Source organism: Alteromonas stellipolaris (assembly GCF_001562115.1).
Classification (GTDB): Bacteria; Pseudomonadota; Gammaproteobacteria; order Enterobacterales; family Alteromonadaceae; genus Alteromonas; species Alteromonas stellipolaris.
The window spans coordinates 4251289-4271715 of record NZ_CP013926.1 but is presented as its reverse complement, the minus strand read 5'-3'; the positions used below and the strand labels follow the sequence as shown (position 1 = coordinate 4271715).

The following is a 20427-nucleotide window of genomic DNA, read 5'->3' as shown; positions in this document are numbered from 1 at the left end:
ATTAGAAGAGCGACTTGTTCTACGGACACATTTTGTGACAATTCTTTTGCTGCCTATTGGAAGCCTAGATTTGCTCACTTTAAAAGGCGAGCTTCCTAGTAACTCTAGCCTCTAATTCGACAATTAGGTTTGTGACTTTAATCGGTGACGAATTAGGCCTCCTATTTTAATTGGCACTTTTATCAGAGGCTGCTATAAATGCGCGATAACGCGTTGGGTGTGTTTGGCTTTCAGGAAATGTGAATTCCACCAATGTGAAATTAATAAAAAAGGATGTGATATGCAATTTCAAAAATTAATGAGTATTAAGTCTCTTACCTTAGCCGTTGTCGCTATTACCGCAGTTTCTGGTTGCGCTAGTACTTCTTCAAAAGTGGTTGAAACCCCAAAAGTGGAAAGCTTCAACTCTCAGTATACGGGCACAAAAAGTAAGCTGGTTGTGGGGCAATTTGTAAACCGCTCTAGCTTTCAGAATGGCATTTTTTCAAACGGTCAAGATCGCCTAGGTAATCAAGCAAAAACCACCCTAATGGGCCATTTGCAGCAAACAAATCGGTTTAGTGTACTCGATCGCGACAATATGGATTTGCTCGCGACAGAAGCATCTCGCTCAGGTACTACGCAATCGATAGCTGGCGCACGATTCGTCGTAACAGGTGATGTTACCGAATTTGGACGTAAAGCCATCGGTGATAAGCAATTATTTGGTCTTCTAGGTAAAGGGAAATCTCAAATTGCTTATGCAAAAGTCACTCTTAATGTAGTAGATGTCACTACATCTGAAGTGGTTTATTCAGTAGCAGGAGCTGGCGAATATAGCTTGTCTGAGCGTGAAGTTATTGGGTTTGGTAGTACCGCTAGCTACGATGCAACACTTAATGGAAAGGTGCTTGATTTAGCCATTCGTGAAGTAGTGAACAATTTAGTTGAAGGCTTAGAGTCTGGTGCTTGGGCAATTTAAAACAATCGAAAAGTCGTGAGTAAAAATAATGAAAAAAATAATACTAACAACCTTACTTGTTCTAGGGATAGTCGGCTGTAAAACCACCGAACCGCTTTATTATTATGGCGAATATAACAGCGCAGTTTATAGTTACTTTAAATCTGAAGATGTTTCGTTAGAAGCGCAGATTACGGTGCTACAACAAGCTATTGAGCAGGCGGCTGCGCAAGATAAAGCCATTGCTCCAGGTATTCATGCACATTTGGGGATGTTGTATTTTGAAAGCGGTAATGGGGATAGAGGAACACTGCATTTTGAACAAGAAAAGGCGTTATTTCCAGAGTCGGCGCAATATATCGACTTTTTGTTAAATGCCGCTAACGCTAAAGGAGCCTAGTAAGATGAATATATTTAAATTAGCGGCTTCATTGATGGCGATAGGTTTATTATCAGCCTGTGTCAGCGCCCCACCCGCATACGATTACACGGCATTTAAGAATGCGTCCCCAGCGTCAGTGGTGGTATTACCTCCCATTAACAATACACCAGAAATTATTGCACCTTACAGCGTAATGTCTCAACTCGGTCGACCAATCGCAGAGTCTGGCTTTTATGTTTTCCCTGTGGCTGTAGTAGATCAGACATTTAAAAATAATGGGCTTACGGTAGCAGAGGATATTCACGCAGTTCCTACCACTAAATTGCATGAAATATTTGGTGCTGATACCGCACTTTATGTCACGATCACAGACTATGGTACTAGCTATGTTGTTATTTCGAGCGAAACAAGAGTGACAGTCTCTGCGTCGTTAGTGGATTTGAAAGGCAATACTGTGCTGTGGGAAGGTATGGCAACTGCTTCATCGGCAGAAACCCAGAACAGCAATGCTGGAGGGCTAGTTGGGATGTTAGTGCAAGCCGCGGTTAGTCAAATATTCGAAACAGTAACGGATAGAGGTTTTGATATCGCAGCTTTAACATCAAACCGCTTGTTGTCGGCAGAAAGTCATAACGGGTTATTGTACGGTCCTCGCTCGCCGAAGTATGGGCAACCTACCCCAAGTGAAAGCGCCAACTAATATTTACTAATACGTAATTTGCTTTTCATAGCGCTTTGTTTTTACTAAGCGAAGCGCTATTTGAGTGACTTGAGCTGCGCTACCATTGCTAGTGGCTAATTTTAGTCGTTTGTTTTTTGATCTCATTCCCGTTTAAACGCCGTTTTATCTCAATAACAATAAAACACGCCTTTAATAGCATTTTCAGATTAGGCTAATCTCAGCATTTGCTCGATCAATAGCCGCTAGAATGCTAAAATGTGACCGTTAGACGTCGCCAAACCTTTGCCAAAGCGTGGTTGTATGCCTTGGCCGTAATCATGCTATTCAATAGTCTTGCGTTGGCTTTCAGGCGGTATTGTCATTTGCATCTTGGTATCAAGTTAGCCTTAGTCGTGTTGATTGCGTTTAAGGGTAAAGAAGTATTTACGGATAGGGTTAATGTTAGCAAAAGAAGCGGTAATTGTGCGTGATGCACTAGAGCCATCAATTTCTGAATCGGCACAACGTGTTAGAGCAGCGCTTGAAGAAAAAGGGCTGGAGACACCGATGGTGGCGAATGGTTTGTCTGATGAACAAAAGCGTCAGAAGATTGAAATCGCAATGCGTGATGTGATGAATACGCTTGGGCTCGATCTTACCGATGATAGTTTGCACGACACGCCTACCCGTATTGCAAAGATGTACGTGAACGAAGTGTTTGGTGGTTTAGATTACCGAAACTTCCCCAAAATAACCCAAATTGAAAATAAGATGCGTCTTGATCAGCCTGTTCAAGTGTCCGATATTAGTTTAACGAGCACATGCGAGCATCACTTTGTGACTATCGACGGACTCGCTACCGTGTCTTACATTCCCAAAGATACTATTATCGGTTTATCGAAATTAAATCGATTGGTTAGTTTCTTTGCACAGCGCCCTCAAGTACAAGAGCGATTAACGCAGCAAGTGCTTGTCGCCATCCAGACACTAGCCTCTACTGATGACGTTGCAGTAAGCATTAATGCTACCCATTATTGTGTGAAAGCCAGGGGAATACGGGATACCAACTCGTACACCAAAACGTCTGCCTTAGGGGGCAAATTTTTGTCCGATGTAGAATTACGAAGAGCATTTTTTAGTTAGTTGTGTCTAAAAATGCTAACGACTGTGGCAAACACTAAAAACCGCTTTTGAAGCGGTTTTTTTATTTTGAATGGAATTCGGTTTCTAATTCGCTGATGATGAGGTTGATACGACCTTCGACACCATTAGCTGCGGTAAGGCTTAAATTCTTTTTGCAACATCCGCAAGTTTCAACCTGCTCTTGATACATATCGCGAATGGTGTGTTCAGAAAATTCGTTGAAAGCGCCGCAGTATGGGCACATGTATTCTAAGGTTGTTTCGGTCTTCATGTATTGTCCTTTTAAGCTTCACCCATATCCATATGGTGACTGCGTATTTTAAGCTTCGGTGGTGAAAGACTGAGTCTCATCACGAATTAATACGATGAGTTTTGGCAAATCGATTAATCTGACTGAAGTATAGTCGCAAATTGATGGATTACCTGTGGAATACGCTAAAATCCCGCTAAGTTGCGGCGGAGTAACAAAAAATAATCGCCCTATAACTTACCGCCGAAAAGAATAGGGGATAAAAGCAATGTTATTGCTTCAGCCAATACTGCTGAAAGGGAGCAAGCAAGATTGCTGTGTTGTTGTCGTTCAGTGTGTTACCGGTAAGTAAGTCGATAGAGGGGGTGTGTCCAAGCGCGCCGAGTAAGTTACCGTTAATTTGCTGGGTTTCTTCGCTGAAATTACAAATCGCCAACAGCTTTTCACCCGAATCGTTTTCTCTTACATAAGCGAAGCAATGTTGATTGTCGGTGTCTAAAATGGTGGTACGTGATGCCCCAAATATAGGGTTATTGCGTCTTATCGCTAACATGTTTTGCAAGCCTCGAAATACTTGCAAGCTAGCATCTTGTTCAGCCGTTAGCTGACTGCTTGGCTCAGAAAGCGCAAGTTCAGTATCTTCTTGGGTAACAGCAATCCTATTAACCCATCTGTCATCGTGGCGCTTCGATGGGTCATTCAAATAATCATAGTCATTTAATTTAGCGAGTTCATCACTTGAATACAGCAAAGGAATGCCGCCGATACTAAAGGTAATACCGTACATAAGCAGCATGCGGTTAATAGCATCTTCAATGCCTTGCTGGTCATTGGTATCAAGCGCACCTTCTAAGCCGCAAAGTGAAGCCAGTGAGCCACATACACGGCAATCGCCGTTCGATGGGTTTTCAGCGAATGGCACACCATTAGCAAAGCTGCCTTCAAATCTGCCCGTAAAAAATTGATTTAAGAAAAAACGGTGATCTTGGGGATTAATCCCAAGCTCGTTGGCAATATTATCGTCAAACGTCCATCCAATATCATCATGACAACGCACATAGTTAACCCAAGTGCACTCATCGCTAATCGAAAAACTTTTTTGCATTGAGCGCGTTAACAGACGTGTTTTACGGGTAGCCAAGCTGTTCCACAATAAGGCCATTAATAGCGGGTTATAGGAAAGCTGGCATTCGTTTTTACCAATGTACTTAATCACCTCGTCAGGGTGAACAATCGCCTCAGACTTAAAAACCACCGCTGGCGCAACAATCTGTAAGCAGGTATTAAAGGCTTGAATAAGTAGATGGGCTTTCTCTTGGTTCTCACAGTCGGTTCCCATTTCTTTCCAGATGAAGGCTAGGGCATCCAGTCGCAGTGCTGCACAACCAATATTGGCGAGAAACAGCATTTCACCGGTAATGGCATTGAATACCTCGGGGTTGCTGTAATTTAAATCCCACTGAAAGCTATTGAATGTTGTCCATACCCACTTCTGCATGTGTTCATTAAAAGTAAAGCTTCCGCGCCTTACCTGAGGAAATATTTCTCGAAGCGTATGCTCGAACTGATCTGGCACCGTGCGATCGTTGAACAAGTAATAGTAGTTTTGAAATTGTTTGTTTCCCGCTAATGCTTCTTTCGCCCAGTGATGCTCGTCTGATGTATGGTTAAACACAAAATCGAGAACGAGGTTTATGCCCTCTTTTTGTAGTGCGGTCGCTAACGATTCAAGCTCTGACATGGTGCCTAAGCTGGGGTTTACTTTGCGATAATCAGATACAGCATAACCGCCGTCGCTGTCTCCTTTAGGTGAATCATAAAGTGGCATTAGGTGTAGATAAGTTATCCCCAGCGCTTTGTAATAAGGAATACGCGTGTGCAAATCTTTGAGGGTTGGGCCAGCGAGGTCTACGTACAGCGCCATACCTACTTGGTTTTCATCTTTGTACCAGTTAGGAGATTTAAGTCGAAGATTATCTAATTTTTTCAGCGCAGGTTTACGGTTTTTAACGCCATCGCGCAGCACATTGATAAGCTGTTGAAGATGAAAGTAACAGTCGAACTGGTGGCCATAAATAGTGGTGTATTTATCGAATAAGTCGCCAAAATGCGCGTTAACTCGGCGAGTAAATAGGGCGGCATCTTTTTTAGTTAGCATGGATAAATCAGTGTTTGCCATAATTCGGTCTAGGCAAACGTTACTATCAGCGGCATAGTTCATAGCTTGTTCCATTTTATTACCTTTAAACTACCTGAAAAAAAAGCGTGGCAACGTAAACTCAATATGGTTTTCGGTGGCTTAAGCGAAATTTATCACGGCAAACTTAATCGATTAAGTTGTATTGTAGTTTAGGTTTGTTAAGGAATCTACTTATCTATTTAGTCGTTCTGCGTTTATGGTTTGGGGCGCACTGAAACCCCTTAGATATTAGCTGCATATAGTTGGAAAAAAAGCAGGCCAAGCCTGCTTGTTTATCAGAAGAGTCAACAAGTACTTTTTATCAAGACTGCTCATACAAGCGGTTTATTCAAGGTTACATTTCATAGAGTTCAAGCGGCAACCCGTCAGGGTCGGCGAAAAAGGTAAACCGTTTGCCCGTGTATTCATCTACACGAATGGGCTCGCACTCCACTTTATTTATGGTTAAATGTGCAATCACCTCATTAATATCATCTACTCTAAACGCCAAGTGGCGCAAGCCTTGAGCCTCTGGCCTTGAAGGCCTAGCTGGCGCACCCGGAAACGAAAATAGTTCGAGTTGTCCGCCATCAGGTAATGCTAAATCACACTTGTATGACTCTCTTGCTTCGCGGTAATTTTCTGCAATAACGCTAAGGCCAAGAATCTCAGTATAAAAGCGTTTAGAAACAGGGTAGTCGCTACAAATTAATGCAACGTGATGAATTCCTTTTAGCATAAATAAGCTCCGTTAAAACATGAAACCAGAGTGTGACACACACCCTGCCTTATGGCATTTCCTGGCCACGAGCAGTTTCTAATAATAAGTACCAATGTTCGCGAGTCAGTTGGACATCCATCGATTTATGGCAAGCTTTTATACGCTCGATATTGGTTGTACCTAGTACCGGCTGAATATTGGCAGGATGGCGCATTAACCACGCTAATACGATAGCTTCAGGGCTAGTCTCGTATTCAGCGGCCAGAGAATTCACTAGCGCCGCAGTGGCGGCATCCGCTTCGTTGTGGGTACTGGCGCCAGTATATTTACCTTGTGCCAAGCTAGCCCAAGCCTGCAGTTGCACCTTGTTCATCATGCAATATTCAAGGGTGCCTGGTGCATAGCCAGAGTTACGGTTTGCTGGGCTATTAGTGGTAACGCCGTCTTCTAGCCAGTCTCGAAACGCTAAGCTCATTTCCAATTGGTTCGCTACAATTGGGCTTGAAAGCGCCGATTGTAGGTACGCCATTTGATGCCCATGCATGTTTGATACGCCAACGTGCTTTATCTTCCCTTGTTGTTGTAAGGAAGAGAGCGTGGTAGCAACTTCATCCAGTTCCATTAATGGATCGGGGCGATGAAGCAGTAAAATATCAAGTTGCTCTATGTTCAAACGCTGCAAGATCCCTTCTACCGAAGATTCAATCCATTTTGCTGAGAAATCGTAGCGCTTTGGTCCTAAATCATCTTCGAACCGTATCGCACATTTAGACTGCAGAATCATACGTTCTTTTAAAGAAGGGTTTTCTTTTAAAACCTTGCCAAATACGGTTTCAGCTTTGCCAAAGGTATAGATGTCTGCATGATCGAACACATTAATATCAAGAGCCAATGCTTGTTCTATTAACTGGTGTGCTTGTAACACATGTTCTTTTGCTGCTGGTTCGTTGTTCCAGCCACCACCAAGGCCCATGCAGCCATAAACAAGTCTGCTTGCGTCTGGGAAATAGTTTTGCATCTTATACTCCAAATAAATATGCAACTGCGTTGGCAGCCACAATAACGTGCTATTTTGTTAAAGTAAGCCATATATAGATGAAGCTAGGGGATTAGTCGATGTTTAACACATTGAATACGTATGAAGGTATTTTCCACCGATTGTTTAGCCAGCATAGTAAAAAATGGTTTTGTGCAACCATGTTATTTACCTTAGTTGGATGTACATCAGTGCCAGATGGCGTTACGCCGGTGGAAGGGTTTGAGCTAGACCGCTATTTAGGTCAGTGGTACGAAGTAGCGCGCTACGATCACAGTTTTGAAGAGGGGTTATCTAATGTTACGGCCACTTACTCTATGCGCGACGATGGGGGCGTAAAGGTTATCAACCGAGGTTATTCTCAAGAAGAGGCAAAGTGGGATGAAGCCGAAGGGAAAGCCTATTTTGTATCGAGTGACGATACCGCGCACTTAAAAGTATCATTTTTTGGCCCTTTTTATGCCAGTTATGTCGTGATGGCATTAGATAAAGAAGATTATCAATATGCCATGATAACAGGGCCTGATAGAGAGTACCTGTGGATTCTAGCCAGAGAAAAAACGTTACCTCAAGACACTATTGACGCCCTTTTAGCCCAAGCGACACAGAGCGGCTACGATACCAGTAAATTGATTTGGGTCTCTCACGACACGCCTTGACAGTGATTAGCAGGCGTTTTGCCAGCCCCTATTGAGCCGAATTGTGGTATACTTTGCGGCAAAATATTGTAGGGACATTTGCTGTGCTTCAAGAAGCTGTTTTCAATCGAGCGGATAACGCTTGCGAGTTGTGTAAGAACACCGAAAATTTAGACGTTTATATGGTACCCGAGTCGCCAGATGAAACTGCTGGCTGCGCGGTACTTACCTGCCAAACCTGCCGCATGCAACTTAACAGTGAAGCCGATATAGACACCAACCACTGGCGTTGTCTTAATGACGCCATGTGGTCACCTACACCCGCAGTTCAAGTGGTTGCTTACCGTATGCTTAACAAAATAAGCGGCGAAAGCTGGGCACAAGATTTGTTAGACATGGCTTATTTAGAAGACGATGTAAAACAATGGGCTGAAGCGGGGCTTATCGAGCGAGAAGCGACGCTTGATTGTAACGGTACTGCTCTGCAAGCTGGCGATAATGTACACCTTGTTAAAGACCTTACCGTTAAGGGAGCTAACTTTACGGCTAAACGCGGTACGCCGGTAAGAGGCATCAGCCTAAGCGATAATCCTTTGCATATTGAAGGTAAAGTGAATGGTACCCGCATTGTCATTATTGCGGCTTATACAAAAAAATCTTAATTGGTCTTAAAGAAGAGAGCTTTCGGTTATGCAAACGCTAACGATTAGAACCCCCGATGATTGGCACTTACATTTTCGTGACAACGACATGTTGGCAGAAACTGTCCCAGCTACAGCCCGTTGTTTCCAGCGTGCCATTGTTATGCCTAACTTGGTTCCACCTGTGGTAAATGCAAGTATGGCGGTTGCTTACAAGCAGCGTATCGAAGCGGCTCGCCCTACAGGCAGCAACTTTGAACCACTAATGACTCTCTTTTTGACAAACACCACATCAGTACAAGATATTGCTGATGCGAAGGCAGCTGGCGTAACAGCGTGTAAATTATACCCCGCTGGCGCCACCACCAATTCAGATGCTGCGGTAAAAGGCATTGAAGCTTTATACCCAGTGTTTGAAGCTATGGAGGCTCACGGGTTATTGCTACTTATCCATGGTGAAGTCACCGAAGCACACATAGATATTTTCGACCGTGAAAAAGTATTCATCGATACGCATTTAGCACCAATTGTGGCGGCTTTTCCGAACTTAAAAGTAGTGTTTGAGCATATTACTACCGCAGACGCTGCAGCCTTTGTGGTTGATGCTAGCGCCAACGTGGGCGCGACAATCACACCGCAGCATTTATTGTTAAATCGTAATGACTTGTTGGTTGGTGGAGTGCGCCCACACAACTACTGCTTGCCCGTTTTAAAGCGAAATACACATCAAAAAGCACTGCAAGATGTGGTAGCTAGCGGTAATAGCAAATTCTTCTTAGGTACCGATTCAGCGCCTCATGCAAAACATAAAAAAGAAAATGCGTGTGGTTGTGCAGGTTGCTACAGCGCATGGTCTGCGATTGAGCTTTATGCTGAAGTGTTCGAGCAGTTGGGCGCATTAGATAAGCTAGAAGGGTTCGCCAGTAACTATGGTGCCGACTTCTACGGATTACCTAAAAACAACACAACAATGACGTTAGTGAAAGAAGCGTGGACAGTACCTGAACAGGTTACGTTAGCTGATGGTACCGATATGGTCCCTTTCTATGCAGGGCAGACGCTTCAATGGAAACTTCAAGATACTTTCCAAACACGCTCGGCAGACTAACGCTACGTATATGCATCTTTGGAAAAAACAGAAATGACAATTGAAACTGTAAAGCAGTTGGAAATAAATCCAGCTATCACAAAAGCGTTAGATGCACAGGGTATTTTTGCCTTATCGCCCATTCAAGCACAGTCTTTACCTCATGCATTAGCAGGTAGCGACATTATTGGACAAGCGCAAACAGGCAGTGGTAAAACACTTTGCTTTGTAATACCGGCGCTTGAAAAGATTGACCCGACATTATTTGCTACTCAAGTATTGGTTCTGTGCCCAACGCGAGAGTTGGCAGATCAAGTTGCCGTGCAGTATAGAAATGCCGCAAAGCAAATTGGCAATATTAAAGTCATGACCATCTGTGGCGGCCAACCTATGGGCCCTCAAATTCAATCGCTCAAACACGGCGCTCATGTTGTAGTGGGTACACCCGGACGTGTGATGGAACATGTAGAGAAACGCAGGCTTATGCTAAAAAATGTGCGTTTACGCGTGCTTGATGAAGCCGACCGCATGCTAGATATGGGCTTTGAAGATGACTTAAAAGTCATTTTTTCGCCAATGAAGAAAGGTGTGCAAACTTTACTGTTTTCTGCGACTTATACGGAAGAAATTGAGCGTATTGCCGATCAGTATTTAACCGAGCCAGTAATTTGTAAGGTTGAAAGTGATGAGTCGAGCAAGCCGTCGATTACTCAAATTGGCTACAACGTACTTCCACACACTCGAATACAAACGCTCAAAGCCATTCTGACCGATTCTCAGCCTAAAACTGCTATCGTGTTTTGTAACCGCAGAGTACAAGTAACCGAAGTGGTCGCATCATTACTTGAAGATGGCTTTAGCGCAGCAGGTTTGCAAGGCGAAATGGAGCAGTACGAGCGTACTGCAGTACTCAACCAATTCGCTAGCGACGCACTACAAGTGCTGGTTGCTACTGATGTGGCGGCACGTGGGCTCGATATTGATGATATTCCTTGTGTCATTAACTACACCGTGAGTGAAGAGCCGGAAACACATATTCACCGTATTGGACGTACCGCTCGTGCGGGTGCTGAGGGTACAGCAATAACACTAGTGAGCGATGAAGAAGAGCATTTCTTGCGTAAAATTGAAGTGTTGCAAGGCACCGATATTCCGCTAAAAGGCGCACAAGGCTTACGTTTTCATAAAAACCGTATCATACAACCTGAGTTTAGCTGCATTTCGTTAAGTGCCGGTAAAAAGCAAAAGCTTCGTCCTGGTGACTTAGTGGGTGCGCTTACTAAAGATGCAGGCATACCAGGCGATGATGTAGGCAAAATTGCGGTGCAAAATAGCCAAAGCTTTATTGCGGTTAAATTGCGAAGCGTAAAGCGCGCTATGAATCATTTCCGCGAAGGTAAGATTAAAGGCAAGCGCATAAGAGCGCGTAAGCTGTAGGTGATTTAGCATCGAACATCACAAGTGTATGGAACACACGGCTTGGGCAAATATATTTAACGTGTTGGATACGCAGAGCAAAGGCGGTTTTATGTCAGGCGAAACAGATTTAAATACATTGCTAAAAACACTTCAGCCGGCTCTAAGCCCTGAATCGTTTGTATTTGTAAGTGTTCCCTATGCTGTTTCGCCAACTCATTTGGCTAATGCGTTAATGGTGTATAAAGAAGATGAAGGGATAACCCTTATTCTTGAATCATCCTTTGCACGTAATGAAGGCTTTGCAGTAGATAGTACCTATAAGCGCATAACGTGTAATGTCCATTCAAGTTTAGATGCGGTGGGTATGACCGCTGCGATGTCGGCTGGGCTTACTCGGGCTAACATTAGCGCTAATGTGGTAGCGGGCTTTTATCATGACCACATTTTCGTTCCTGCTAGCCGAGCAGACGAAGCCATTGCAGTATTGCTTGAATTGGCCAACCCTTCATAAGCCATAAGCCATAAGCCATAAGCCATAAGCCATAGGCCTCGCGCATTGCTCCTAGGGAACATATCAGGGTTACGTGGCTAGCGAATTAAGGCTATAGATTTCGTACAATTTAGCCACAATTCACACTTTTAGTGCAGATATAAAAAAAGGCGACAATGAATTGCCGCCTCGTTAATGATATTAATTAATGCCTATTACCAAATTTTTACGCGCTCTTCTGGCGGTAAATACAAATCATTTTCCTCGGTCACATCAAACGCCTCGTAAAATTCAGGCACGTTGCGCAATGCGCCGTTAGTACGGAATTTTGTTGGTGAGTGAGTGTCGGTTTGAATTTGGCTGCGTAGGGCTTCATCACGGTACTTGCTTGCCCATACTTGGCCGTAACCAATAAATACGCGCTGATCGCCAGTGTAACCATCAATAACAGGGGCTTCTTCACCCTCTAAGGTTAAGTGATAGGCTTTAAGCGCAATACTAATGCCGCCCAAGTCGCCGATGTTTTCCCCAAGGGTGTATTCACCGTTAACGAATAGCTCTGGCAGGGCTTCAAATTCGTTGAATTGCTCGACAAGCTTCGCCGTTCTCGCTTCAAATTCCTGACGGTCTGTATCAGTCCACCAGTTTCGTAAGGCGCCATCGCCATCAAACGTTGAACCTGCATCATCAAATCCGTGACCAATTTCATGCCCTATAACCGCACCAATACCACCATAGTTAACCGCGTCTTCCGCATTCATATCGAAAAATGGGGGCTGTAGAATAGCTGCGGGGAAAACAATTTCGTTCGCCGTTGGGTTGTAGTAGGCATTAACGGTTTGAGGCGTCATACCCCACTCATGCTTCCATACTGGGCCGCCTTGTTTCTTAAGCATTTCTTCGTAGGCAACATCGGACGAACGCTTTAAGTTGCCAAATAAATCGCTGCCTTTCACTACCAGCTGAGAATAGTCTTTCCAAGTATCGGGGTAGCCAATTTTAACAGTAAATTTAGAGAGCTTATCTAACGCCTGCTCACGTGTTTCATCTGTCATCCAATCAAGCTTTTCAATACTGTCTTTGTAGGCTAATAAAAGATTGCTCACCATTTCGGTCATGCGCTCTTTCGCTTCAGGTGGGAAGTATTGTTTCACGTATACTTTACCGATAACTTCGCCTACATGAGCATTAGAAAGGCTAACAGCTCTACGCCAGCGCGGCTCAGGCTCTTCAACACCACGCAATGTTTTGCTGTAAAAGTTGAAATTAGCGGTGTCGAAATCTTCACTTAAACGACTGGCTGAGGCATTAAGTAAGCCCCATTTTAAAAATACCTTCCAATCTTCTAGAGAGGTTTCAGTAATGAACGTATCCATTTGCTTCATGAAATCAGTTTGCAGGAATACAATGCTATCTAAATCGTCTAATTCCATTTCTTTAAGGAATAATTCCCACGGGAAGTTAGGCATATGAGTGCTTAGTTCTGATACCGGCACTTTGTTATAGTTAGCCGCCCAATTGCGCACTTCTTCTTTCTTCATATGAAGTTCTGCAATACGGCTTTCCATATCAAACAACAGTTGAGCGTTATCTGACGGCGCGTCAAATTCCGCGAGCGTAAACATGGTTTCAATATGTTTAACATAAGCATCGCGAATTTCTTGTGATTTGGTGTCGTCTTTAAAATAGTAGTCGCGCTCGGGCAGACCAAGGCCAGACTGCCATGTATAAATCATATAAGATTCAGGCGATTTAAAATCTGCATTTTGACCAACATTGAAGGGACTCGCATAGCCGTAACGGATGGCATAGGCAAAGTATGCAGCTAATTCATCGTAATTAGTGATAGCTTGAATTTTTTCAATGTCGGCATTAATGGGGCTTATACCCAATTCATTAAGCTTGTCGGTATCCATGTAAGCACGGTAGAAGTCGCCCACTTTTTGCTCATCGGTACCATCTGCAAAGTCGCCTTCGGCAGAGCTTTTGATAATTTTCATTACATGGTCTTGAGATTCGTCACGCAAAATCGTGAAAGCGCCGTAACTTGATTTGTCGGCTGGGATCTCAAGGTTATCAACCCATGTACCATTTACATATTGAAAAAAGTCGTTACCTGGATCGACAGTCAAATCCATGTTTTCTTTATTCACGCCCGACTTTAACTCTTGCTGTTGCGATACAGCGGTTGGCGCTTGGTTTTCTGGTTGTGTATTTTGCGGACTACATGCACTAAGTGCTAATGCAACGCTTAAGCTAGCTACGCTTTTCAACATGGATTATTATTCCTATTTTTATAAGCTTGTTTGTGAACCAAGTCGTTATTAATTTATGTCGTTAAGTTCATATCTCGTTGGCCGAATACTGACTTGTTGCCTCTATCGCCTTTTGGTGATGCACTAGCTCGCGCAGGCGAGTGTATGCTCTCTAAAACAAAGCCTTTAAAAAAATAAGGCAAGAAAGACAGTATTCTCTTACCGTAATATTTATCACGCCCCTTCCATTAGAAAAAGCACTTATAGTGAAAATACATAGCTTGTAACAACTTCTGTGTGTAATTTCGATATATTGACCACATTGGGCAGACAAAATCACCTTTGCACTTCATTTAACGCTGAAGGAATTAACATGATTCAATTCGATACTGTGTCACCTTGCGAGTACGCCGACGCATTGCCACGTGAGCAGTTTATGGATTATACCATTAAGCCGTTGTGGCAACCTGTTCCACGTATTGCTGGGCCAGCCTTTACAGTGAAATGCGAGGCGGGCGATCACCTTATGCTTCACGCAGCTATTTATCGCGCAAAAGCGGGCGATATCATCGTGGTTGAGGCCGATGATAAATTCGCAGTGGCCGGTGGTAACGTGTGTGCAATTGCACAGTCTAGAGGTATCAAAGGGTTTGTTATCGACGGTGTCATTAGAGACTTGGCAGAAACGAGAGAAAATCAGTTTCCGGTCTTTGCCCGTGGGGTAGTGCCTAAGCCAGGCGCTAAAAAGTGTATATCGCCCCTTAATCAGCCCATTCAATGTGGCGGGGTGACGGTGAATGCGGGTGACATTATTGTGGCTGACGAAGAAGGTATTGCGGTAATACCGCAAGCGCAGGCCCAAGAAGCCTTCGATATAGCCCTTGCCCGAGGCGAGAAAGATGCAGCGATGAATCTTCAGCAGTGGCAAGCGCAGCATAGCGAAAAGGTAGAGCGCATTTTGACAAACTTAGGCTACAGAGATGAGTAAGCCGATGTTTTAAACCCGAGTATTGAACATATCGTGTAGAATGACGTAATTAAACGCAGTTGATGTAGAACGACACGAGTTTTGTTGCATGTTTTCATTTTTTGAACGATTAACACAGCCTTTCCCTAAAGCCCAGCCAGGGCAACCTCCAACAGGTATTGTTGCCTTTTGTAAGTACTACACGCAAGGTATGTGGGGCGTTATCGCGACCGTCTCTATCTTAAGTGCTATTGTTGCAGTGCTTGAAGTCGCGCTGTTCGGTTTTTTGGGCCAATTGGTAGATTGGTTTTCAGAACAGAATCGAGAAACCTTTCTCGCCGAGCAAAAATGGACCTTAATCGGCATGGCAGTCACTGTGCTGGTGCTTATTCCAGGCTTTATATTGTTGCGTTCGTTATTTTCACGCCAATCGCTGATGGGGAATTTCCCTATGCGTATTCGCTGGCAAGCCCACCGTTATTTATTAGGCCAAAGCTTAACCTTTTTTCACGATGAGTTTGCAGGGCGCGTAGCCACTAAAGTAATGCAAACAGCGCTATCGGTGCGTGAAACTGTAACAAAAGTGCTCGATTTACTGGTGTACATCAGCGTTTACTTTATCTCTATGGTGGTACTGGTGTTCAGTACCGATTGGCGCTTAGCGGTTCCACTTGTAGTGTGGTTCTTTGTGTATATGTTCATCTTGCGCATGCTGGTACCCAAGCTTAAAGAAGTGTCTCAAAAGCAAGCCGATGCCCGCTCTATGATGACGGGGCGAATAGTCGACAGCTACACCAACATCACAACCGTCAAATTATTTTCCCATAGTCGCCGCGAAGCTGACTACGCCAGAGAAAGCATGGATGGCTTTTTAAAAACCGTATACCCACAAATGCGTTTAGTGACGATATTAGAATTTTGTGTAGAAATGTCGAATGCCATATTGGTCTTTACGATTGGCGCACTGTCTGTGTATTTATGGATGGAAAACTTAGCCACACCTGGCGATATTGCCATTGCGATTAGTTTGTCTCTTCGTCTAAACGGTATGTCGCATTGGATCATGTGGGAAGTATCCGGACTGTTTGAAAATCTAGGAACGGTGCAAGACGGCATGAATACCTTAGCCCAACCTATCGCAGTGAAAGATAAGCCTAAAGCGACAGCGCTTAGCGTGCAGGGCGGTGGCATTAAGTTTGATAACGTAGACTTTGCCTACGCAGGTGCCGATAACCAACCCATTGATGTATTTTCTAATTTAGAGCTCGCCATTCATCCTGGTGAAAAAGTGGGCTTGGTAGGGCGTTCAGGTTCGGGTAAATCGACATTGGTTAATTTGCTGATGCGATTTTACGATACCCAATCGGGGCGTATTGTTATTGATGGGCAAGATATAACGCAAGTTGGCCAAGAAACCTTACGGGCTAAAATTAGCATGGTTACCCAAGATACCTCGCTAATGCATAGATCGGTGCGTGACAACATTCTTTATGGGCGTACCAACGCCAGTGAAGAAGAAATGATAAACGCAGCCACGTTAGCAGAAGCTCATGAGTTTATTCTTACCCTTACAGATAGCCAAGGAAGAACAGGCTACGACGCCCATGTGGGCGAACGTGGTGTGAAGCTATCCGGCGGTCAACGTCAACGTATTGCCATCGCCCGCGTGCTATTGAAAGACGCACCTGTATTAATCTTAGATGAAGCCACTTCTGCGTTAGACTCAGAAGCTGAAGCTGCTATTCAAGCAAGCCTAGATAAAGTTATGGAAGGAAAAACCGTATTAGCTATTGCACACAGGCTCTCAACGATTGCGCAAATGGACCGATTATTAGTGTTAGAAAAAGGACAGATAGTAGAGCAGGGGACACATGCCGAATTAATTGCACGCAATGGTATTTACGCCAAGTTATGGACGCATCAAACAGGCGGCTTTATTGGCGTGGAATAGCCTTTCATTGAGATAACGAGTTAAACGGCACAGTAAGTTGCAGGACAACTTGCACTGGGGTATTACCACTAACATGGTTAACAAAAACCTTGTGCCGCTTGTTATCTTGAGTATAATACGCGTCCCTCCCTTGCGATACCGCACTTTCCATTGAAATGACGCTGAATTCCCAAGGGTAGTGTAAGTAAAATTTGTGAGTTAAACACCACAGGGGTGTAGTTCGAATTGGTAGAACAGCGGTCTCCAAAACCGATGGTTGGGGGTTCGAGTCCCTCCACCCCTGCCAAATTACAAGTTCGCGTGTTAGCGCGAGCAAAACGACGCTGTAGTGCTAGGATCGTGACATGAGCGAAAAGACGGAAAATCAGTCCAATGCATTGGACATGTTTAAATGGGTAGTGGTATTTGCCCTACTTGCTGGATTGGTTACGGCCAACACAGTGTTCGGTGAAATTTCAGTATTATACCGTGCAGTTACCGCAGTAGTGGTAGTGGTTATTGCTGGTTTTATTGCAGCATCAACGGTTAAAGGCAGCACTTTCCTTAGCTTTGCTAAAGAGTCGCGCACTGAAGTTCGCAAAGTAGTATGGCCGACCCGTCAAGAAGCAAACCAAACTACTATCATCGTACTTGCGGCAACGTTGGTAATGGCATTAATCCTTTGGGGATTAGACGGCATTATCGTTCGTGTTGTTGGATACATTACTGGAATAGGAGCATAACGTATGTCTGAAGAAATTAAAAAAAGATGGTACGTAGTACAAGCATATTCTCAGTACGAAGGTCGCGTTCAAAAAACGCTACTTGAATATATTAAGATGCATGGCATGGAAGAGCACTTTGGTCAGATTCTAGTTCCGACTGAAGAAGTTGTAGAAATGCGCGCTGGCCAAAAGCGCAAATCTGAGCGTAAGTTTTACCCAGGTTACGTTTTGGTAGAAATGGCAATGAACGAAGAATCTTGGCACTTAGTGAAAAGCGTTCCTCGTGTACTTGGTTTCATCGGTGGTACTTCTGATCGCCCAATGCCAATTACCCAAAAAGAAGCAGACGCAATTCTTAACCGTCTTGAAGAGTCAGTTGATAAGCCTAAGCCGAAGACATTGTTCGAGCCAGGCGAAGTGGTTCGCGTTACAGACGGTCCATTTGCCGACTTCAACGGTGTGGTAGAAGAAGTAGACTACGAAAAGAGCCGCGTAAAAGTGTCGGTACTTATCTTCGGTCGTTCTACACCGGTAGATTTAGAATTTGGTCAGGTAGAAAAGGGTTAATCCTAGCTACTTACCATAGAAAAAAGACGGGTTACCGTCTTTTTTTATGTCTGAAATTCAAGAGTGAAAGACTCGCTCGGGCCCTTGTTTCAACAGTGGATGAAGATGTAGGCATAGGCATTTTGAGGCTATAAGATGAAATGGCCTGAGAAGGTTGCCAGGAATATGAAAATAAACAGTATAAGATCTGCTACCCAAGGCTTAATGTTTGCCGCATCACGAATGGCTTGCCAAAATTTGAGCTTTAAATTTCAATCTAGATGTTCAATTCATACTTTGGAATCGTAAGGTCTGTAATGAACATTCTTACCGTTTGGTTTTTAGATAAAAAGGGAATCGGTAGTTTATAATAAACGTACCCGTTGCGGCCGCTATCAGACACCATTTATATTCATAGAGAAACAATAACCCAAAAGATAGCGTTGTGATAAATAAGCTCGTTGGTACGAGTATGCGGCCAACGTTAAAATATTCGAGTTTGCTCATAGGCAATTGAGGCGAATTAATCGAACCCACAGAATTACAGCTACGCCCAAATGATTAAATAGTAGTATAAAACTATTATTTGCAATAAACGCACTCAATGAGAAGAGGCTCAATATGGTACAAGCCAAATAAAGCCTTAGAATAGGTGATAAATTCACTTATTCATCCATTGTATCGTCATAGTCTGATATTGCATCAGCAGCTCCTATACCTCCCCCCTGTAAGTGCGCCTGAGGCGACATCCCATCCATCCCCACCTGATACGCAGTTGATGTCTTCTTGTGTAAGTAACTCCATATAACGTTCTCCAAATAGTTAATTTAAAATTACGCAACAGCGCGTTAAAAATATTCCGCTATTCGAAAAAGAAAAAATACTGGCCATGAGATCGTTTTTTAGTCACATTTATACTTGCATACCATTTGCACACCTTATATAATGCGCGCCCTTTTAAACGGAAACGGGAAGCCGATTGAGCAGGTAATCTCTGTACTTGCAAGGCGCTATACCCAAACAAGAGAGCATTTAAAATGGCTAAAAAAGTAAGCGGTATTATTAAGCTTCAGGTTGCAGCAGGCGCTGCTAACCCAAGTCCACCAGTTGGTCCTGCACTAGGTCAACACGGTGTGAACATCATGGAATTCTGTAAAGCGTTCAACGCAAAAACAGATAGCCTTGAGAAAGGTGCTCCGGTACCTGTAGAAATTACGGTTTATGAAGATCGTTCTTTCACATTCGAAACTAAGACTCCTCCTGCGTCTTACCTGCTTAAGAAAGCAGCGGGCATCAAGAGCGGTTCTGGCCGTCCTAACACTGAAAAAGTGGGTACTGTTACTCGCGCTCAGTTGGAAGAAATTGCCAAAACTAAAGAACCAGACTTAACTGCAGCTGACCTAGATGCAGCGGTTCGCACTATCGCGGGTTCTGCTCGCTCAATGGGCTTGAACGTAGAGGACTAATCGAATGGCTAAATTATCTAAACGCGCTCGCATTATCCGCGAAAAAACAGACGCGACTAAAGAATACGAAATCAACGAAGCAGTTGCTTTGCTTAAAGAATTAGCGACAGCTAAATTCGCTGAAAGCGTTGATGTTGCAGTAAACCTTGGTATTGACGCTAAGAAATCTGACCAAAACGTTCGTGGTGCAACTGTACTACCTAACGGTACTGGTAAAGACGTTCGCGTTGCAGTATTTACTCAAGGTGCTAACGCTGAAGCAGCTAAAGAAGCTGGTGCTGACATCGTTGGTATGGAAGACCTTGCTGAGCAAGTGAAGAAAGGCGAAATGAACTTTGACGTTGTTGTTGCCAGCCCAGACGCTATGCGTGTTGTTGGTCAACTAGGTCAAATCTTAGGTCCACGTGGCCTAATGCCTAACCCTAAAACGGGTACAGTAACGCCAGACGTTGCTACTGCTGTTAAGAACGCTAAAGCTGGTCAGGTTCGCTACCGTAACGATAAGAACGGTATCATCCATGCTAGCATTGGTAAGATTGCGTTCGAAACAAACCAAATTCAAGAGAACCTTGAAGCATTACTAGAAGCATTGAAGAAAGCTAAGCCTTCTTCTGCTAAAGGTACTTATATCCAGAAGATCAGCCTAAGCACCACTATGGGCGCTGGCGTATCTCTAGATAAAGCTTCAGTAGGTCTTTAATAGCCTGCCGGGGCAACTCGGTTTCTCTGTAAAGGTAATGGGTTGGAGTCGTCAAAACAGCAGTGCTGATTGGCAACTCCCGTCCAAGACCGCAGGTGCGATGTGGTGATAGAGGTAAGAGAACTATCACATTAAACATATCGCTTAATACAACAACCTGCGCAGACGGTGGTTTGACTCAGACTCTCTGGGGTAACAAACACCGTAGAGCGGTATCATCAATTATGTTGATATCAATCTGTGAACCCTGA

General features: G+C 43.9%; 20 protein-coding genes and 1 tRNA gene. 16 read left to right on the top strand and 5 right to left on the bottom strand.

Features of this window, described 5'->3' with window-relative positions:
• The first annotated feature begins 298 nt into the window (after positions 1-298).
• From AVL57_RS18055 to folE, 4 genes are all read left to right on the top strand, one after another.
• Entirely contained in the window at positions 299-961 is a 663-nt protein-coding gene (locus tag AVL57_RS18055; RefSeq protein WP_057796554.1) for a CsgG/HfaB family protein, read from the top strand.
• A gap of 28 nt (positions 962-989) precedes the next feature.
• Positions 990-1340, top strand: a complete 351-nt coding sequence (locus AVL57_RS18050; RefSeq protein ID WP_057795636.1) for a DUF4810 domain-containing protein — start codon at positions 990-992, stop codon at positions 1338-1340.
• A 4-nt stretch (positions 1341-1344) separates the two neighbouring features.
• Entirely contained in the window at positions 1345-2022 is a 678-nt protein-coding gene (locus AVL57_RS18045) for a DUF799 domain-containing protein (RefSeq protein WP_057795638.1), read from the top strand.
• Positions 2023-2442: 420 nt separating this feature from the next.
• Complete coding sequence (gene folE / locus AVL57_RS18040; protein WP_057795639.1) at positions 2443-3126, top strand: GTP cyclohydrolase I FolE; 684 nt, start codon at positions 2443-2445, stop codon at positions 3124-3126.
• 61 nt (positions 3127-3187) lie between these two features.
• Here folE and AVL57_RS18035 read toward each other — a convergent pair whose 3' ends face one another.
• From AVL57_RS18035 to AVL57_RS18020, 4 genes are all read right to left on the bottom strand, one after another.
• On the bottom strand, positions 3188-3397 hold the full coding sequence (locus tag AVL57_RS18035; RefSeq protein WP_057795642.1) for a hypothetical protein: 210 nt from the start codon (positions 3395-3397) through the stop codon (positions 3188-3190).
• Between the two features lie 250 nt (positions 3398-3647).
• Entirely contained in the window at positions 3648-5597 is a 1950-nt protein-coding gene (locus AVL57_RS18030) for an alpha-amylase family glycosyl hydrolase (protein WP_057796556.1), read from the bottom strand.
• Between the two features lie 313 nt (positions 5598-5910).
• Entirely contained in the window at positions 5911-6294 is a 384-nt protein-coding gene (gloA2, locus tag AVL57_RS18025) for an SMU1112c/YaeR family gloxylase I-like metalloprotein (protein WP_057795644.1), read from the bottom strand.
• 49 nt (positions 6295-6343) lie between these two features.
• Complete coding sequence (locus AVL57_RS18020; RefSeq protein ID WP_057795646.1) at positions 6344-7294, bottom strand: aldo/keto reductase; 951 nt, start codon at positions 7292-7294, stop codon at positions 6344-6346.
• A gap of 179 nt (positions 7295-7473) precedes the next feature.
• Between AVL57_RS18020 and AVL57_RS18015 the strand changes: the two genes are divergently transcribed.
• From AVL57_RS18015 to AVL57_RS17995, 5 genes are all read left to right on the top strand, one after another.
• Positions 7474-7971: a lipocalin family protein gene (locus AVL57_RS18015; RefSeq protein WP_057796558.1), complete on the top strand. Its 498-nt coding sequence runs from the start codon at positions 7474-7476 to the stop codon at positions 7969-7971.
• An 83-nt stretch (positions 7972-8054) separates the two neighbouring features.
• The gene (locus AVL57_RS18010; protein ID WP_057795648.1) at positions 8055-8612 is read left to right on the top strand and encodes a PhnA domain-containing protein; all 558 of its coding nucleotides are present in this window, start codon (positions 8055-8057) and stop codon (positions 8610-8612) included.
• A gap of 28 nt (positions 8613-8640) precedes the next feature.
• Positions 8641-9699 carry a dihydroorotase gene (pyrC, locus tag AVL57_RS18005; RefSeq protein ID WP_057795649.1) on the top strand — a complete coding sequence of 353 codons (1059 nt, stop codon included), beginning with the start codon at positions 8641-8643 and terminating at the stop codon, positions 9697-9699.
• Between the two features lie 33 nt (positions 9700-9732).
• Complete coding sequence (gene dbpA / locus AVL57_RS18000) at positions 9733-11115, top strand: ATP-dependent RNA helicase DbpA (protein WP_057795653.1); 1383 nt, start codon at positions 9733-9735, stop codon at positions 11113-11115.
• Between the two features lie 91 nt (positions 11116-11206).
• Complete coding sequence (locus AVL57_RS17995; RefSeq protein WP_057796560.1) at positions 11207-11608, top strand: ACT domain-containing protein; 402 nt, start codon at positions 11207-11209, stop codon at positions 11606-11608.
• 194 nt (positions 11609-11802) lie between these two features.
• Here the strand turns inward: AVL57_RS17995 and AVL57_RS17990 are convergent, their stop codons facing one another.
• A complete protein-coding gene (locus AVL57_RS17990) occupies positions 11803-13863 on the bottom strand; it encodes a M13 family metallopeptidase (protein WP_082605021.1) in 2061 nt (686 codons plus the stop codon).
• Positions 13864-14215: 352 nt separating this feature from the next.
• Between AVL57_RS17990 and AVL57_RS17985 the strand changes: the two genes are divergently transcribed.
• The 7 genes from AVL57_RS17985 (at position 14216) to rplA (ending at position 20176) form a co-directional block, all read left to right on the top strand.
• Positions 14216-14830, top strand: a complete 615-nt coding sequence (locus AVL57_RS17985) for an RraA family protein (RefSeq protein ID WP_057795655.1) — start codon at positions 14216-14218, stop codon at positions 14828-14830.
• An 88-nt stretch (positions 14831-14918) separates the two neighbouring features.
• Entirely contained in the window at positions 14919-16760 is a 1842-nt protein-coding gene (locus tag AVL57_RS17980; protein ID WP_057795657.1) for an ABC transporter ATP-binding protein, read from the top strand.
• A gap of 209 nt (positions 16761-16969) precedes the next feature.
• A tRNA-Trp gene (locus tag AVL57_RS17975) sits at positions 16970-17046 on the top strand.
• 58 nt (positions 17047-17104) lie between these two features.
• Positions 17105-17482, top strand: coding sequence for a preprotein translocase subunit SecE (secE, locus tag AVL57_RS17970; protein ID WP_057795659.1), 378 nt, complete (start codon positions 17105-17107; stop codon positions 17480-17482).
• Between the two features lie 3 nt (positions 17483-17485).
• Positions 17486-18031, top strand: a complete 546-nt coding sequence (gene nusG / locus AVL57_RS17965) for a transcription termination/antitermination protein NusG (RefSeq protein ID WP_057795662.1) — start codon at positions 17486-17488, stop codon at positions 18029-18031.
• Positions 18032-19047: 1016 nt separating this feature from the next.
• On the top strand, positions 19048-19476 hold the full coding sequence (rplK, locus tag AVL57_RS17960) for a 50S ribosomal protein L11 (protein WP_013786332.1): 429 nt from the start codon (positions 19048-19050) through the stop codon (positions 19474-19476).
• A gap of 4 nt (positions 19477-19480) precedes the next feature.
• A complete protein-coding gene (gene rplA / locus AVL57_RS17955) occupies positions 19481-20176 on the top strand; it encodes a 50S ribosomal protein L1 (protein WP_013786331.1) in 696 nt (231 codons plus the stop codon).
• Positions 20177-20427 lie beyond the last annotated feature (251 nt).

What these genes read in the sequence shown, in the direction of transcription:
- AVL57_RS18055 (WP_057796554.1), top strand. Translation starts at nt 299, where the DNA reads ATGAGTATTAAGTCTCTTACCTTAGCCGTTGTCGCTATTACCGCAGTT.
- AVL57_RS18050 (WP_057795636.1), top strand. Translation starts at nt 990, where the DNA reads ATGAAAAAAATAATACTAACAACCTTACTTGTTCTAGGGATAGTCGGC.
- AVL57_RS18045 (WP_057795638.1), top strand. Translation starts at nt 1,345, where the DNA reads ATGAATATATTTAAATTAGCGGCTTCATTGATGGCGATAGGTTTATTA.
- folE (WP_057795639.1), top strand. Translation starts at nt 2,443, where the DNA reads ATGTTAGCAAAAGAAGCGGTAATTGTGCGTGATGCACTAGAGCCATCA.
- AVL57_RS18035 (WP_057795642.1), bottom strand. Translation starts at nt 3,397, where the DNA reads ATGAAGACCGAAACAACCTTAGAATACATGTGCCCATACTGCGGCGCT.
- AVL57_RS18030 (WP_057796556.1), bottom strand. Translation starts at nt 5,597, where the DNA reads ATGAACTATGCCGCTGATAGTAACGTTTGCCTAGACCGAATTATGGCA.
- gloA2 (WP_057795644.1), bottom strand. Translation starts at nt 6,294, where the DNA reads ATGCTAAAAGGAATTCATCACGTTGCATTAATTTGTAGCGACTACCCT.
- AVL57_RS18020 (WP_057795646.1), bottom strand. Translation starts at nt 7,294, where the DNA reads ATGCAAAACTATTTCCCAGACGCAAGCAGACTTGTTTATGGCTGCATG.
- AVL57_RS18015 (WP_057796558.1), top strand. Translation starts at nt 7,474, where the DNA reads ATGTTATTTACCTTAGTTGGATGTACATCAGTGCCAGATGGCGTTACG.
- pyrC (WP_057795649.1), top strand. Translation starts at nt 8,641, where the DNA reads ATGCAAACGCTAACGATTAGAACCCCCGATGATTGGCACTTACATTTT.
- dbpA (WP_057795653.1), top strand. Translation starts at nt 9,733, where the DNA reads ATGACAATTGAAACTGTAAAGCAGTTGGAAATAAATCCAGCTATCACA.
- AVL57_RS17995 (WP_057796560.1), top strand. Translation starts at nt 11,207, where the DNA reads ATGTCAGGCGAAACAGATTTAAATACATTGCTAAAAACACTTCAGCCG.
- AVL57_RS17990 (WP_082605021.1), bottom strand. Translation starts at nt 13,863, where the DNA reads ATGTTGAAAAGCGTAGCTAGCTTAAGCGTTGCATTAGCACTTAGTGCA.
- AVL57_RS17985 (WP_057795655.1), top strand. Translation starts at nt 14,216, where the DNA reads ATGATTCAATTCGATACTGTGTCACCTTGCGAGTACGCCGACGCATTG.
- AVL57_RS17980 (WP_057795657.1), top strand. Translation starts at nt 14,919, where the DNA reads ATGTTTTCATTTTTTGAACGATTAACACAGCCTTTCCCTAAAGCCCAG.
- secE (WP_057795659.1), top strand. Translation starts at nt 17,105, where the DNA reads ATGAGCGAAAAGACGGAAAATCAGTCCAATGCATTGGACATGTTTAAA.
- nusG (WP_057795662.1), top strand. Translation starts at nt 17,486, where the DNA reads ATGTCTGAAGAAATTAAAAAAAGATGGTACGTAGTACAAGCATATTCT.
- rplK (WP_013786332.1), top strand. Translation starts at nt 19,048, where the DNA reads ATGGCTAAAAAAGTAAGCGGTATTATTAAGCTTCAGGTTGCAGCAGGC.
- rplA (WP_013786331.1), top strand. Translation starts at nt 19,481, where the DNA reads ATGGCTAAATTATCTAAACGCGCTCGCATTATCCGCGAAAAAACAGAC.